This window comes from Falsihalocynthiibacter arcticus, from assembly GCF_000812665.2.
In the GTDB taxonomy this organism is placed as follows: domain Bacteria; phylum Pseudomonadota; class Alphaproteobacteria; order Rhodobacterales; family Rhodobacteraceae; genus Falsihalocynthiibacter; species Falsihalocynthiibacter arcticus.
In genome coordinates this window covers 3,139,476-3,155,639 of the sequence record NZ_CP014327.1, presented here as the reverse complement: position 1 = coordinate 3,155,639, position 16,164 = coordinate 3,139,476, and the positions used below count along the sequence as shown (strand labels likewise).

Sequence of the window (16,164 nt, the reverse complement as noted above, 5' to 3'; positions counted from 1 at the left end):
CATCCCTGTCTCCTCGCGGACTTGCCATCTCCCAAATTCTGGCAAGTCCGCAACTTAACGTCTTAACAATAGGTAGTCCTCAAATGGCAAGTGATTTTGATCCCCGCGATTATGGTTTTGAACCGGGTGCAGATACGTCCAACCGCCGCCAAAACCGCGAACAGGCGACGGGTCTCCCTGATCCTGAACTCCACGCCGGATTTTACGCGGATGTCGCAAAAAAACGTTTCGGTGCATGGATTATTGATACCATTGCCATCGGCCTACTGACGGGGCTTGTCCTTATTTTTACAGCCTTTTTGACGGTATTTATTGCGCCCTTTATTTTCCTCGCCATCGGTTTTCTTTATCGCTCTGTTTCCATTGCCAACCATTCCGCGACCCCTGGAATGCGGATGATGGGCATTGAATTGCGTAACAGCGATGGCAACCAGTTGGACGGCTCAATGGCGGTTTTGCACACTTTGGGCTATTCGCTATCGTTTACAATCTTCCTCGTTCAGCTTCTGTCGGTTGGTATTATGTTGACCAGCAACCGCGGGAAAGGCCTTACGGATATGGTTCTAGGGACCGCGATGATTAACTCGATGTCGCGATATTAACCCTTTGTTCAGCATGGGCTTGGCGCAGACGGTTTGGCTTGCTATCCTTATAGGTAGGAAAACCAGCGAGAGTATATGCGTCATAGCCTTCCAGTAGCCCCACAATTTTATGTGACGGCCCCCCAGCCTTGCCCTTATCTTGAGGGGCGCCGCGAGCGTAAGTTGTTTACTTCGCTTCAGGGGGAGTTCGCACAGGAACTCAATGACAGCCTTTCCAAACAAGGATTTCGGCGCAGTCAGAATGTGTTGTACCGCCCATCCTGTGCGGATTGTTCGGCCTGTATGTCGGCGCGCATCCGTGTGGCAGATTTCAAACCCAACAAGAGCCAGAAGCGCGTCACACGCAAAAATGCTTATCTGAAACGCCAGGCGCGCTCCCCTTGGGCCACCGAAGAACAGTTCAACCTGTTTCAACACTATCTTGAAACGCGCCATTCCGATGGCGGCATGGCGGAAATGGACGTCTTTGAATTCGCGGCCATGATTGAGGAAACCCCCATTCGCAGCCGCGTTGTGGAATATGTAACGCCCGAAGACACCCCCGATGTGGACACCGGCCTAACAGCCGTGTGTTTGACCGATGTTTTTGATGACGGCGTGTCGATGGTCTATTCCTTTTACAACCCGGATTTGGCGCGCAACAGTTTGGGAACGCACATTATTTTAGACCATATTGAGATCGCCCGCGAGGCTGGCCTGCCCTATGTCTATTTGGGGTATTGGGTCCCTAACAGCCCGAAAATGGGCTATAAGGGGCGTTTCTCAGCCTTGGAAGTTTACAAAAACGGGGCGTGGGTTAAAGTCGTTGACCCCGAAGGTTTCAGCCAAGATGACGGCCCAGAATTTGGCGATCAATTGGCCGACCAAGTGGCCCAGATCACCCTACCAAACAGCCGCAACGCCGCGGCACGCCACCCAAATACAGAGTGACGTCTAGCCTCTGTTCCTCACGGTATCTGTGGATTTAAACGAAAAAGGGCGTCTCAATCGAGACGCCCTTTTCTGTTTTAGTGTCCGTTGAACCTGATCATTTTCCGATAAGGTTTGGAACGATCGTCACAATCGACGGTATGAAGTAGAGAACCGCAAGCGCCCCGACTTGGATCAAGACAAACGGTACGACCCCGCGATAGATGTGTCGCGTCGTGACTTCCTTGGGGGCGACCCCTCGCAAGTAGAACAGTGCGAAACCGAAGGGCGGGGTTAGGAAGCTTGTTTGCAGGTTCACCGCGATCATGATCGTTACCCATTTTGGGTCCATCGTGCCGCCGTAAATAACCGGTCCGACAATCGGGATCACGATATAAATGATCTCGAGGAAGTCGAGCACGAAGCCAAGAATGAACAACACCACCATCACCAGCAAGAACACTTTGAACTCGTCATCAAAGCTGCGCAGGAATTGTTGGATATAGTGCTCACCACCAAAGGAGATCACCACAAGGTTGAGCATTTGGCTGCCGATGAGGATGGTAAACACCATACTCGTGACCTTGGCCGTTTCACGCACAATCGGGGTAAGCACCCTGTTGCGGAACAAAACATAACAGGCGAACAGGATGCCAAACATGGCCATCAAGTAAGCTGCAAGCGCCACAAAGTAGGCAACCCAATCCTCGAACGGAACGCTGGAACGTGTAATCCGAAGATCAAAGTTCACCCCAACGAGGATCATCACAACTACGGCGAAGGCCGAAACCAAGATGATTTTACCCGAACCGCCCTGCTCTTGCAGGCGACGATAGGCCGCCAGCAAAAGCGCACCACCCGCGCCAAGCGCCGCAGCCGGTGTTGGGTTGGTGATCCCACCAAGGATCGATCCCAAAACCGCAATGATCAGAACCAAAGGTGGGAACACCACCCGCAGAAGTTCATTGCGTGCCAACAAGCCAGAGGCATAGCGAACACCATAGGCCAGCATCAACCCGGGAACGGCCAACAAGATTGTTGCCCCCCGGGGGATGTTGTCGGCGCGATCAAAAATGCGTCGATAATGAAGGCCAGAAGCACCCCTGCGCCGCCGATAACCAAGGGACGTGTATTGGCATATGGTGCCACTCCGCGCGCCGTAGTGAGCGCAAGACCCATCAACACAAAGAAGATTGCAATGCCTGTGCCAATTGGTGCGATGCTAGAGATTTTCGCAACGGTTGCTGCTTCATACTCTTCTGGTGTCAGCTCGCGGCTTTTAACAGCCCCGCCAGAGGCCATGATCGCCTCTTGTTGATCAATCGCAAGATCCCAAGCTTCTTGGCCGTGCAAGTTAATCATCGCCGCCTGACAGTTGTCGCCGACATTTGTGCGCAAGCTAGCTGCTTCAGACGCATCGGAATAGCTGTCGACGTTGGTGTTTTGGCTTCCCACGATGTTCGCTTGGCTCAAAAGGATCAAACCACCGATGGCAATCACGGGCATCGCTACAAACCATGTGAGGCTGTTGCGACCACTGCCTTCCGTGTTGGCAACGCCCTCAAAGACAACCGCAGGTGCTTTTAACGGGTTAAACAACGCATAGATAAACGCATATCCACCATAAAGAACCGCCAGCATGACCCCCGGAAGGATCGCCGCTTGGAACAGGGTCCCAACCGACACTACGGCCGCTTCGCCAAGATAAGTCAGCGCATCCGTACAGCCCGCTTCCATTGCGCGCGCTTCTTGGGCGGCGGAATAGAGATCCCCCGCCAACGTGCCCAAAAGTACGATAACAATGGACGGCGGGATGATTTGCCCCAGCGTCCCCGAGGCCGCGATCACACCGGTTGCAAGCTCCGGCGAGTAGCCGTGGCGCAACATGGTGGGCAGCGACAATAGGCCCATGGTGACAACTGTTGCCCCCACGATCCCCGTTGACGCGGCAAGAAACGCGCCCACAACAACGACCGAAACCGCCAAACCGCCTGGCAAAGGGCCAAAGACCCGCGCCATAGTTGTCAGAAGATCGTTCGCGATTTTGGAGCGTTCAAGTGTGATCCCCATCAGGACGAACATCAAAACCGCGAGCAGTGTTTCAATGGATTGCCCCGCGAACACCCGTTCGTTCATACGGTTTACGATGAACGACAAGTTGCGGTTCATCGCGATTTCCCAACCACCGCCCACAGAGGGGTCTAGTTGGCTTGGGAACAGCGGAACCTCAATAACGGGCAAATCCGGATATCGGAACAAAGAGATCACGTCTTGGTGCAACCCTGAGTCGATTAAGGCCCGATAGGCGACCGAACTGGTGTCCACCGAGGCGTGCATCAAAATGCCTGCGCTGTCTAATGCTGCGATAATCCCGAAGGATATCACCCCCGCCCCACCGATGGCAAACGCCACCGGAAAGCCCGAGAGAATGCCCGCAAAGAGGCTGAGGAAGACGATGATTAGGCCGACTTCGACGCCATCGAGTCCAAATAACATAGGTAGTGCCCCTTAAAATTAATGCGTGCCTTCGTAGGCTTCTTCACCCGCGCCAAGCGAGTCACGGTCGAGGTATTTCCCATCACTTTCGGGTCCTTCTTTGCGCTCAAGATAGGAGCGGTAGAAAAACGCGATTGCTTGGAGAAAAACCATACCGGTAAAGGCGACGATAAGGATTTTGAACAAGAAATAGCCGTTGAACCCGTTGGGCGAGAACCCGATGGTTTCGACGTTCCACTTGAGGATTTTGGCTTTCCTCGAGAGCAATTCGATGGTGTCGGTCGCCGAAACTTTCGGGGTCACGAGGTGACGCCACAAGAAGAACCATGCGTACATCCAAACCAGAACCGCGACGGGCATCATAAAGAAGATCGACCCGAACATATCAATTGCGCGTTTAGCGCGGAAACTCACGGCCGAATAGACAAGGTCCACACGCACGTGGCCACCCTGAACAAAGGTGTAAGACGCACAAAGAGCCACGACCAAAGCATTGTAAAACTTCAACTCTTCGGCCCACCAACTGATGTCGAGGGCCAGCGCGGGACCAAAGCCAAACGTGATTTGGGCTTGAGTGAAAATCCGTTGCACGAACACGATGATAATCTGTTGCAGCACCATCAAAAGGCCGGCCCAAGCAAAGAACCGCCCGACACCGTTAGAGATGCCTTCGAGCACCCGCACACAGCCCCACATGAATTGATTTTTCCACATCCCGAAGGCTGTGAGCACGAGAAAGCCGGTGAAGACCACAAAGAAAAACTCAATCGAGCCACCATAGTAGATGAACCGCATTAGCGATGCTTGGTCCGACCAATCGAGCCACATTTGCGGATGCGTCACCGCAAACCCGAAATTGTAGAACGCCATTAGGATGTTCTGAAAGAACCAGACAATGCCATTAAGCATCGAAGTCCCCCTGTTAATTTAATGTCTATGATAACGCCGCTGGTTGCGGGTCAGATTCGGGTTGGGCCTTCCACGAGATCGCAAAAGGCCCTTCCGATAGTGTTAGTGGGGCAAATTAGCCGTTGCCCAGAACACGGGTCCGTTGGTCTACGTAGAAACCATCCGATTTTTGGATCCAAGAAGACGAAGACGCTAAGGATGTTTCAAAGCTCGCACGGATTTTTTGGAACAATGCGTCATCCATGTTTTCGTCCATAACTTCTTTGGAAGCCGACCCAAATGCGTCCCAAACATCATCAGAGAACTGAAGGGTTTTAACACCCTGCGCCTGAAGACGGGCCAAAGCGGCGCCGTTGTTTGCGAGCGTTTCGCTCAGGTTATAGTGGGTTGTGGCTTGTGATGCATAGTCAATGATCGCCTGTTGCGTTGGCGTCAGGGAGTTATACACGTCAAGGTTCATACCAACCGCAAGGCCTGAACCCGGCTCGTGGAAGCCCGCTGTGTAGTACACTTTGGCAACTTCTTGGAAGCCAGCACGTTCGTCCGCAAACGGACCAACCCACTCAAGACCGTCCAAAGCGCCAGACGACAGAGCTTGGTACAATTCACCACCGGGGATGTTTTGAACAGACGCGCCCAATTTACCCAGAACTTTACCACCAAGACCCGGCATACGGAACTTAAGGCCGTTGAGGTCTTCTGCGGAGTTGATTTCGGAACGGAACCAACCACCAGATTGCGAACCGGAGTTCCCAGCAAGGAAGGAACGCAGATTGAAGATTTCGCCCAGTTCGTTGTGAAGGTCTTGACCGCCACCGTGAAGGTACCAGTTGGTCAGTTCTTGTGCTGTGGCGCCAAATGGAACCGCAGTGAAGTAAGCGTAACCTGGGTGTTGGCCCAAGAAATAATAGTCAGCCGAGTGATAAAGATCAGCTTGGCCCGAAGACACAGCGTCAAACACTTCCAGCGCGCCAACAAGCTCGCCCGGTGCTTTTTTCTCGATGATGAGGTCGCCACCCGAAAGGGTGTTAACAGCGTTCTCAAAGTAGCTCGCAGCGTCGTCAAGAACAGCAAAGCCACGTGGCCAAGATGTTACCATTGTCAAAACTCGTGTGCCCTGAGCGAGCGCGGGTGTTGCTAGTGATGCAGCGGCAGCAGCAGAGCCACCAAGTGCAGATGTCCGTAGGAATGAACGGCGATCCATAAAGGTCTCCTCCCCTTTATAATGCCTGACTCTGTGGCCAGAACATTCGTTAATAGTAGGTGCAGACTACTTAGTTAAGGCCACGTCACAATACCCAGTCCTACGCAGACGGCCCTAAAAAATGACCAAAACCAGTATTTTGAACCTTTAATCAACGTGGATTCCCGCGCATTCTCTTGAAAGGGTATTTGACCATCGCGCGGCTTGGCCTCATTCTCTATCTCACGTGCGAGGTGACTCGCCGCTTAATTAGGATAACTGTCCCCGTTGCGACCCCCGCGTTTCCAAAAACTGTCAACTTTCGTAAATGGCCTCTCATTTGGCTATGGGCAAAAGCTGTTTATGTTAGCCACCCTGCCCCTTATTCTCGCGGCTGCGGCGATTGCAGTTGTGGTGACCAATCAGTCCCGTGAACTGGCGGAATACGAGATAGCACAGTTGGAACGCGAACTGATAGAAGCCAAGAAATCTGAGTTGAAAAATTATGTAAACCTCGCCCGCTCCGCTTTCTTCTTTATCTATGGTCGCGCCGCGCCCGACGATTATCAGGCAAAACTGCGGGTCACCCAAATTCTCTCGGCGATGACTTATGGCGACGATGGCAGCTATTTTGTGTTCGACTACGACGGAAATAACCTCGTCTCACCACGCCAAACCTATCTGATCGGGCGCAATTGGACCGGACTGACAGATCCCGATGGCACCCCCATTGTCGATGCGCTGATCACACTGGCGCGCACGGGCGCGGGCTATCACACTTATACGTGGGAAAAACCGTCCACGGGCGAAACCAGCCAGATGATCACCTATGTGATTGGGCTGCAAAATTGGCGATGGGCCGTGGGTACAGGCGTTTTCATTGACGATGTGGTCAAAACAACCGAAGAAGCCCGCGCAGAGGTCGGCGACCGTATTCGTCAGACCTTCCTCTATATCGGGGCGATCACCCTTGGCGCCCTCCTTTTGGTGTTTCTATCAGGCTTGACCCTCAATATTCGCGAACGCCGTTTGGCCGATGTGAAGCTTAAAAAACTCACGCAACGGGTGTTTGACACCCAAGAAGAAGAGCGCGGCCGTGTTGCGCGCGAACTGCATGACTCCATTAGCCAAATCCTTGTTGGTGTGCGCTATGCGCTGGAACTGACCCGTCGCCGCATGAAGAACGGTGATCCCGATGCCGCCGACAGCCTCGATAAAGGCGTGTCGCACCTCAACGGCGCGATCCAAGAAGTCCGCCGAATTAGTCGTGATCTGCGCCCCGGTGTGCTAGATGATCTTGGCCTAGGTCCCGCGCTGCAATCTTTGATTAAGGACTTTAGTTTGCGCACCGGTATCAAAACCCAGATCGAAACCGCTGTTTTTCGCAACCGCCTCGACCAAGAAAGCAAAATCGCGCTTTACCGTATCGCCCAGGAAGCCCTGACAAATATTGAGCGACATGCGGGGGCTACGCATGTTAGCCTACGCGTAGGTGGCCATAAAAACGGTGCTTCTCTCGTGATCTCCGATAATGGCCAAGGAATCCCAGAAGCGCGCAAGGACCGAGTTGAGAACGGTATCGGCCTGCGTAATATGCAAGAACGTGTGGATCAACTTGATGGCACCTTTATGATGAATTCAACCAGCGATGGTACAACGATCGAAGTGCAGGTGCCCTTTAGCCACCTATTGCCCCCAGATCGATAATCCTAGGAGCCCAAATGAGCGACACGCCCCAAGTCACACCCACGCGCGTTTTGATTGTCGACGACCACCCGATGGTCGCGGAGGGCATTCAGTCTATACTTGAGACCTATGACGACATTACGGTTGTTGGCTGCCTGAGCAATGGAAGAGAAGTTATTGAAAGAATTGACGAATTCTCGCCAGACGTCATCCTGCTTGATCTTAACATGCCCGAGGTAAACGGGCTATCCGCCACCGAAATCCTACTGGAAACGCACCCGAACACCCGTATCTTGATTTTATCGATGCACGACACGCCCGAGTATATTTCGACCGCGCTCTCTGCGGGAGCCAAAGGGTATATTCTCAAGGATGTCCCGATAGAAGAAATCAAAGTCGCCATTGATACGGTGATGGCGGGTAAACAATATCTTTGCCCCGGCGCAACATCGTCAATTGAACCCAAAACCACTGATGGCCGCGTCCCCCTTACCAGTCGCGAGCAAACGATCCTGTTGGAATTGGCCCAAGGGCGCAGCAACAAAGAGGTCGCGATCAGCTTGGATATTTCCGTGCGCACTGTTGAAACGCATCGCAAGAATATCAAACGAAAACTGGGGATTAGTTCGACCGCTGGCCTGACGCGCTACGCCATGGAACAAGGCGTCCTGCAAGGCACAGGCGTGCCGTTCTAAGCAGATTTAACGCTTAAAACGGCTGTCATTCCGTTGCGGGCCAAAAAATACCATGTGTGCACCATAACTTTTTAAGGGTCGCGAGTTTCGTTAATGGAGCCTTCATTATAACGACATAGATTGTGGAAAACGTATGCAGTTAGGATGCCACCCTTATGTCGATCTCGCAAAAATTTTCGCCCCCAAACGCCTCGAAAATAACGTCCTATTCTGATGGGTCTCGGTCCAAGAAGAACGCCGATTCCTTTCAAAAGGATCGCGAAATCTTGGATCAAATCACCCTGACGCGCTCGGTGGCTCTCCAAATGAGCTTGCGTGTGATGGCCATCATTGCCGCGCCATCAAGTAAAGATCGCGACGTGAGTATCGAGGAATTCAACGCCTACCAAGAAAAGTATCTTAAGACGCTTGGGCTTCTGTTTGGCAAAGACAATATCCTCGACCTTCCCCAGGACAAACTCGACTGGATTAGACAAATCGCCTCACAGGATGGCGAGTTGCGCCAACGTGTTTTGTCGTGCGGAGAACGGATTAAGTCGTTGGGAACGCGTCTTGCGGAAGGGAACATTCCAACCTATCGCGAAGCCTCCCAGTTCTATGAAGCCATTTTTCCCGCTACATATGAAAGTATGAACGTGATTACAGAGGCTCTTTGGGGCGATCTAGAGTTGAAAAAAGGCGACATCGACGGGGCACGTCAGACGCTCACCTCCGCGTTTAACGATATTCGCAAAATTTCCACCTCCATTCGCCTGACAGCCATTAACGCGTCCGTAGAAGCAGCACGGGCTGGAGATGCAGGGCGGGGATTTTCGGTCATTGCCAGTGAAGTAAAAACCCACGCAGAAGGTATCCAAGCGGCCACAGACAACGCGCAAAGCGTGATTAGCACCCTAATCAACTAACCTCGTCTTACTTAAAATTCCAATTTACCATCGCATTTTGCAACTTTACGCAACTATTTCACATTGCCGCGACACTTTAATCGCGTTTTCGGTGTTGACGCCCCCTTTTCCCGTGATTAATGTCTCTCTACACGCAAAGGAGCTTAGGCAATGTTTTCTATTGTCATTCTAGTCAGAAAGATGCGCATGGGCCGGTAACGGTACACCATTATGGAACCCATGCGCCCTCGGAAATTTCCGGGGGCTTTTTTGTTGCAACACCATACACGCAGATCGCGTGAACATCGGAGAGAAACATGACACGGCAGATGACCGGCGCAGAAATGATTGTTCAAGCCCTTAGGGATCAAGGCGTAGATACCGTCTTTGGCTATCCCGGCGGCGCCGTCCTACCAATCTACGATGCCATTTTTCAACAAAACGACATTCAACATATTCTGGTGCGCCATGAACAGGGCGCGGTTCACGCCGCCGAAGGATATGCGCGCAGCACCGGAAAACCGGGTGTCGTTTTGGTAACGTCCGGCCCTGGGGCCACAAATGCCGTGACCGGTTTGACAGACGCACTGCTGGATTCCATTCCACTTGTGGTTTTGACCGGCCAAGTGCCGACATTCATGATCGGAACCGACGCGTTTCAAGAGGCCGATACCGTTGGCATCACCCGCCCCTGCACCAAACACAACTGGTTGGTAAAAGACACCGACAAACTTGCCGAAACCCTGCACCAAGCCTTCCATGTCGCAACCAGTGGGCGCCCAGGACCGACGCTTGTAGACATTCCCAAGGACGTTCAATTTGCGACGGGCACTTATACGCCGCCGCAGAAGGCGAAGGTTGATCACTACCAACCCAACCTGAAGGGCGACAAAGACGCCATTACGGCAATGGTTGAACTGCTCGAAACCGCCAAACGCCCGATTTTCTACACGGGTGGCGGCGTTATCAACTCAGGCCCCGCCGCCAGTCAGCTGCTGCGCGAATGGGTTGCGGCCGCAAACATTCCTGTAACGTCCACCCTCATGGGTCTGGGTGCCTATCCGGCATCGGGAAAAAACTGGCTCGGCATGTTGGGCATGCATGGTTTATATGAAGCCAACATGGCGATGCATGATTGCGACGTGATGATCAACATTGGTGCGCGGTTTGACGACAGGATCACCGGTCGCCTTCAATCGTTTAGCCCCAAAAGCACTAAGGTTCACATCGATATTGACCCGAGTTCGATTAACAAAGTGATCCGTGTCGACGTTCCCATTTTAGGCGATATCGGCCATGTGCTTGAAGATGCTTTGAAAATTTGGAAAGCGCGCGGCAGTAAAACAAATGTCGGGGCATTGGCGACTTGGTGGGCACAGATCGACAAATGGCGTGCGCGCAGTTGTCTTACGTACAAAAATTCTGAAACCATCATCAAACCGCAATATGCGCTGCAACGCCTTGAAGCGCTTACAAAAAAATATGACCGCTATATCACGACAGAAGTTGGTCAGCACCAAATGTGGGCCGCACAATTCCTTGGATTCGAGGATCCAAACCGTTGGATGACCTCCGGCGGATTGGGCACGATGGGCTATGGTTTACCAGCGTCAGTTGGCGTGCAGGTTGCCCATCCCGATAGTCTGGTGATTAACGTCGCGGGCGAAGCGAGTTGGTTGATGAATATGCAAGAGATGGGAACCGCGATTCAGTATCGCCTGCCCGTCAAACAGTTCATCCTCAACAATGAGCGTTTGGGCATGGTACGCCAGTGGCAGGAATTGCTGCATGGTGAACGGTATAGTCATTCGTGGAGTGAGAGCCTGCCGGACTTTGTGAAGCTGGCCGAAGCCTTCGGGGGCAAGGGTATTCGCTGTTCCGATCCTGCGGATTTGGACGAAGCGATCATGGAAATGTTAGCCTATGACGGGCCTGTTATTTTTGATTGTATGGTCGAGAAGCACGAAAACTGTTTCCCGATGATTCCGTCTGGTGCCGCGCACAATGAAATGTTGATGGGCGATGCTGACACGCAAAATGCTATTGGAAACACTGGCGCGGTTCTCGTTTAAGAAAGGTCGATAAATGTCTGTTCTAAAGATAAAAAAAGGCGCATCCAAGCACTCGGCTTATGACTTAAAAGACCCGAATGCCGATGTTATTGAAACGCACACGCTTGCCTGTGTGGTTGAAAACGAAGCGGGTGTTTTGGCACGCGTCATTGGCCTATTTTCGGGTCGCGGGTATAACATCGACAGCCTAACAGTGGCCGAGGTTAACCACGAGTTTCACCGCTCGCGTATCACGATTGTCACCTCGGGAACCCCGCAGGTCATCGAGCAAATCAAAGCGCAACTTGGGCGGATCGTGCCCGTTTACCGAGTCAATGATTTGACGGTTGAAGGCCCGAGTGTTGAGCGCGAGTTGGCGCTTTTCAAAGTAGCTGGAAATGGCGAAAAACGTGTTGAAGCCTTACGTTTGGCCGATATTTTTCGTGCCAACGTTGTTGACAGCACGCTCGACAGTTTCATTTTTGAGATGACAGGCACAAGCGAAAAAATTGACGCTTTTGCAGAGCTAATGCGCCCGCTTGGGTTGGTTGAAACTGCGCGTACGGGTGTTGCCGCCCTTGCACGTGGCGGGGAAAAATAAGCTTGCTTTTTTAAACTCTTTAAACAAAAAGCAGCCGCGTTTTTAAAGTTTTTAAACATCAGAAAGCCGAGGTTTTATCCTCGGCTTTCTGCATTTTCCTCGAATTCACACTCGTGGAAAGGAAAAAGGGGAGCCCAAAGGCTCCCCGAGTTTCGCTTATCAGGCTCATCATTCGTACCGCCCGGTATTCTGCCTGCGGCCTGATCCGCGTCAAGGGCGAGCGCACCCGCCCCGGAATTCCCCCGACCCGAAGGTCGAGGAGGTTTTCTAGCTACACCCAGATGTTCCGCCACAGGTGTTGCATTTCATACAGGTGCCATTGCGCACCAGTGTGTAGTTTCCGCAATCACCACAGGGATCGCCCTCGTAGCCTTGCATTTTTGCTTTCGAACGCAGGTCCATTTGGCCCAGGCCGGTTGAAACAGTTCCGGACGAAATCGACGTCGTTGTCGCCGTGGAAACCTCTGGAACAAGTGACCTCAACGTGGCGATTGGATCGGCGAAATCGCTCAATGCCGTTGCCCCCGCGCCGCCCTGAAGGACAATTAACTCCTGGGGAAACCGCTTGCGTAAATAGCCTGTAGAGCTGATTTGTTTCAAAACTTCCAAGGACTTGGATGCTGCAGCTTCACTCACAGTTTGCACGTTTGAGACGCCTTCCTGATCGCCGCGACCAATGTCGTCAAAGCTTGCGCCCTCTGGTTTGACATGCGCGAGGTCGGTGCGATCCAAGTAGGAAATAGCCAATTCGCGGAAGATGTAGTCAAGGATCGAGGTCGCGCTTTTAACGCTGTCGTTGCCTTGAACCATGCCAGCGGGTTCGAATTTCGTAAACGTAAAGGCATCGACGAATTCTTCGAGAGGCACACCATATTGCAGACCAACCGAGACCGCGATGGCGAAATTATTCATCATTGCGCGAAAGCCGGCGCCTTCTTTGTGCATATCGATAAAGATTTCACCAAGATTGCCGTCTTCATATTCGCCAGTCCGCAGATACACTTTGTGGCCGCCGACATTGGCCTTTTGGGTGTAGCCCTTGCGGCGTTGCGGCATCTTTTCACGGTGGCTTTTGATGATCTCTTTGATGATGATCTTTTCGACAACTTTTTGCGCCAAAACAGCAGCTTTTTCCCGTTGGGAACCGCTTTCAAGAATGTCTTGTGCCTCCTCGTCGTCCTCAACCAAGGCAGATGCCAAAGGTTGCGACAGTTTTGAACCATCACGGTAAAGCGCGTTTGCCTTGATCCCGAGGGACCAGCTCAACTCATAAGCTTTTTGACAGTCCTCAATGGAGGCATCATTCGCCATGTTGATGGTTTTGGAAATAGCACCCGAGATAAAGCTTTGTGCCGCCGCCATCATATAGATGTGGCTGTTAACACTTAGGAAACGCTTACCAATTTTGCCGCATGGATTGGCGCAATCGAAGATTTCGTAGTGTTCTTCTTTGAGGTGCGGCGCGCCTTCAAGGGTCATTGTTCCGCAAACATGGTCGTTCGCTGCGTCGATTTCCGCACGCGTGAAGCCAAGGTGGCGCAGCAGATCAAAGCTTGAGTCATTGAGTTTTGCGACTGGAATTCCGAGCGTCTTGGTGCAGAATTCCTCGCCCAACGTCCATTGGTTAAACACGAAGCGGATGTCAAAGGCGCTTGGAAGGGCTGCTTCGATTTTATTCAATTCGGCCTGACCAAAACCGTGCCCAATAAGGGAGGTATGGTTGATGCTTGGGGCGTTGCCAATGCTGGCGTGGCCAACCGCATAGCTGATAATTTCTTCAATATGCGCCGAGCCATAACCTTGTTTTTCGAGGGCCGCGGGAACAGATTGGTTGATGATTTTGAAATAGCCACCACCCGCGAGTTTCTTGAATTTAACCAGCGCGAAATCAGGTTCAATCCCCGTGGTGTCGCAATCCATAACGAGGCCGATGGTGCCCGTTGGCGCAATAACCGAGACCTGCGCGTTGCGATAGCCGTGCTTCTCGCCGAGACGCAGGGCTTCGTCCCAAGCGGATGTTGCCAAGTCGATCAACCGCATATCGGGACAGTTTTTGTGATCGAGCGCGAGGGGTTTGATATCAAGCCCTTCGTAGCCGTTTAGCTTGCCATAGGCGGCGGTGCGGTGATTGCGGATGACCCGCAGCATATGCTTGGAGTTTTTCTCGTATTTCGAAAACGCCCCTAGTTCGCCCGCCATTTCGGCGGAGGTCGCATAGGCAACCGCCGTCATGATCGCCGTTAAAGCGCCGCAAAGCGCGCGGCCTTCGTCGCTGTCATAGCCAAAGCCCATGTTCATCAGCAAACCGCCGATGTTGGCATAACCAAGGCCCAACGTCCGGAAATCATAGGAGCGTTGCGCGATTTCTTTGGAGGGGAATTGCGCCATGGTGACGGAAATTTCCAACGTGATGGTCCAAAGACGCGTGGCGTGCATATAGTCTTCGGCTTGGAATTCGTCGTCCTTAAGGAAGGTGAGCAAGTTCATCGACGCAAGGTTACAGGCCGTGTCATCGAGAAACATATATTCGGAACAAGGGTTTGACCCGCGGATCGCTCCGTCTTCGGGGCATGTGTGCCAAGCGTTTACGGTGTCGTGGTATTGGATGCCCGGATCGGCACAGGCCCATGCGGCATGGCCAACTTGTTCCCAAAGGTCGCGAGCTTTTATGGTCTTGGTGACAGCGCCGTCGGTGCGGTTGATCAGGTCCCAATCGGTGTCTACTTCGACCGCTTTCAAGAAGGCGTCCGTGACGCGGATTGAGTTGTTTGAATTTTGGCCAGAAACGGAGCTATAGGCTTCGGAATCCCAGTCTGTGTCGTAGGTTGGGAATTCGATGCTGTCATAGCCTTGGCGGGCATAATCCAGAACGCGCTTCACATAAGTCTCTGGGATCGCAACTTTTTTCGCAGCCCGCACGGCGTCTTTTAGAGCGTCGTTCTTTTTGGGTTCATAGGCATCTTGGACGGCCCCGTCCCAGAGTTTGATCGCCGCGAAGATCGCGTTCAGCTTCTCTTCGTGCATTTTGGAGCCAGCGACAATGGAGGCAACTTTTTGCTCTTCAAGGACCTTCCAGTTGATGAATTCCTCGATATCTGGGTGGTCGGCATCGACGATCACCATTTTGGCCGCGCGACGGGTTGTGCCGCCGGATTTGATCGCCCCTGCGGCGCGGTCGCCGATTTTTAGGAAACCCATGAGGCCAGACGAACTGCCGCCGCCCGAGAGTTTTTCGCCCGCCGACCGGAGGGACGAGAAGTTGGTGCCAGTGCCAGAGCCGTATTTAAACAGCCGTGCTTCGCGGACCCAAAGGTCCATGATACCACCCTCGCCCACCAGATCGTCGGCCACGGATTGGATAAAGCACGCATGCGGTTGCGGATGCTCATAGGCGGAGGTTGAGAGGGTTAATTCGCCCGTTTCATAGTCGACATAATGGTGGCCTTGGCCCGGTCCGTCGATGCCGTAGGCCCAGTGCAGGCCCGTGTTAAACCATTGTGGAGAGTTGGGGGCGGCGCGTTGGCTGGCGAGCATATGGCGCATCTCGTCGTAATAGGCGCGCGCATCGGATTCAGCTGAGAAATAGCCACCCTTCCAACCCCAATAGGCCCAAGCCCCGGCCAGACGGTTAAAAACCTGCTTGGCGCTAAGTTCGCTGGTTGTGCGTTCGGATTTAGGGAGTTTTTCGAGCGCCTTTTCATCAGGAACTGAGCGCCAAAGGAACTCAGGGACCCCCTTTTCTTTCACTTTTTTCAGGGCGACAGGCACACCCGCTTTGCGAAAGTATTTCTGGGCAATGACGTCGCTAGCGACTTGGCTCCACTTAGCGGGCACTTCAATGTCTTTGAGTTGGAACACAATTGTACCATCTGGATTGCGAATTTCCGACAGTGTTTCGGTGAATTCTATATCCGCATAAGCGTCTTTTCCGGATTTGGTAAATTTGTGTTCGATTTTCATGTCTTTGCCCCGTCGCTGACCCTGCGGTCTCGTTTTAAAGTGCAAACCAAACCCACACACCGTGATGAAGCTTGATCCCAAATTCGTGCTGGTCGGTGAAGAAAAAGGAGTAAAAACCCGCCAATGATCATGCAATCAACGGCGTAAGCGCGATTTGAAAATTTAATTTCGCTCTTAAACTTGTCTCT

10 protein-coding genes and 1 pseudogene are annotated in these 16,164 nt (G+C 52.6%); 7 read left to right on the top strand and 4 right to left on the bottom strand.

The genetic code is table 11. The annotated features are described in order from the left end of the window. Positions 1–83 precede the first annotated feature (83 nt). Positions 84–602, top strand: coding sequence for an RDD family protein (locus RC74_RS15570; RefSeq protein ID WP_082802324.1), 519 nt, complete (start codon positions 84–86; stop codon positions 600–602). A gap of 75 nt (positions 603–677) precedes the next feature. Further along, positions 678–1,532, top strand: coding sequence for an arginyltransferase (locus tag RC74_RS15565; protein WP_039004336.1), 855 nt, complete (start codon positions 678–680; stop codon positions 1,530–1,532). 97 nt (positions 1,533–1,629) lie between these two features. On the opposite strand, the pseudogene RC74_RS15560 reads toward RC74_RS15565, so the two are convergent. From RC74_RS15560 to RC74_RS15550, 3 genes and pseudogenes are all read right to left on the bottom strand, one after another. Further along, positions 1,630–4,007: pseudogene (locus tag RC74_RS15560) on the bottom strand (TRAP transporter large permease). An 18-nt stretch (positions 4,008–4,025) separates the two neighbouring features. Then, positions 4,026–4,916, bottom strand: coding sequence for a TRAP transporter small permease subunit (locus tag RC74_RS15555; RefSeq protein WP_052275122.1), 891 nt, complete (start codon positions 4,914–4,916; stop codon positions 4,026–4,028). A gap of 115 nt (positions 4,917–5,031) precedes the next feature. Continuing rightward, positions 5,032–6,120 carry a TRAP transporter substrate-binding protein gene (locus RC74_RS15550; protein WP_039004339.1) on the bottom strand — a complete coding sequence of 363 codons (1,089 nt, stop codon included), beginning with the start codon at positions 6,118–6,120 and terminating at the stop codon, positions 5,032–5,034. A gap of 342 nt (positions 6,121–6,462) precedes the next feature. On the opposite strand from RC74_RS15550, the gene RC74_RS15545 reads away from it, so the two are divergent. From RC74_RS15545 to ilvN, 5 genes are all read left to right on the top strand, one after another. Continuing rightward, positions 6,463–7,806, top strand: coding sequence for a cache domain-containing protein (locus tag RC74_RS15545; RefSeq protein WP_052275123.1), 1,344 nt, complete (start codon positions 6,463–6,465; stop codon positions 7,804–7,806). A 14-nt stretch (positions 7,807–7,820) separates the two neighbouring features. Next, the gene (locus RC74_RS15540) at positions 7,821–8,480 is read left to right on the top strand and encodes a response regulator transcription factor (protein WP_039004340.1); all 660 of its coding nucleotides are present in this window, start codon (positions 7,821–7,823) and stop codon (positions 8,478–8,480) included. Positions 8,481–8,635: 155 nt separating this feature from the next. Beyond that, complete coding sequence (locus tag RC74_RS23445; protein WP_039004341.1) at positions 8,636–9,385, top strand: methyl-accepting chemotaxis protein; 750 nt, start codon at positions 8,636–8,638, stop codon at positions 9,383–9,385. A 296-nt stretch (positions 9,386–9,681) separates the two neighbouring features. Then, positions 9,682–11,436 (top strand): acetolactate synthase 3 large subunit, encoded by a 1,755-nt coding sequence (locus RC74_RS15530; protein ID WP_039004342.1) that lies wholly within the window; start codon positions 9,682–9,684, stop codon positions 11,434–11,436. A gap of 13 nt (positions 11,437–11,449) precedes the next feature. Continuing rightward, positions 11,450–12,016, top strand: a complete 567-nt coding sequence (gene ilvN, locus RC74_RS15525) for an acetolactate synthase small subunit (RefSeq protein WP_039004343.1) — start codon at positions 11,450–11,452, stop codon at positions 12,014–12,016. Positions 12,017–12,283: 267 nt separating this feature from the next. On the opposite strand, the gene RC74_RS15520 is transcribed toward ilvN, so the two are convergent. Further along, the gene (locus RC74_RS15520) at positions 12,284–15,976 is read right to left on the bottom strand and encodes a vitamin B12-dependent ribonucleotide reductase (protein ID WP_039004344.1); all 3,693 of its coding nucleotides are present in this window, start codon (positions 15,974–15,976) and stop codon (positions 12,284–12,286) included. Positions 15,977–16,164: the final 188 nt, after the last annotated feature.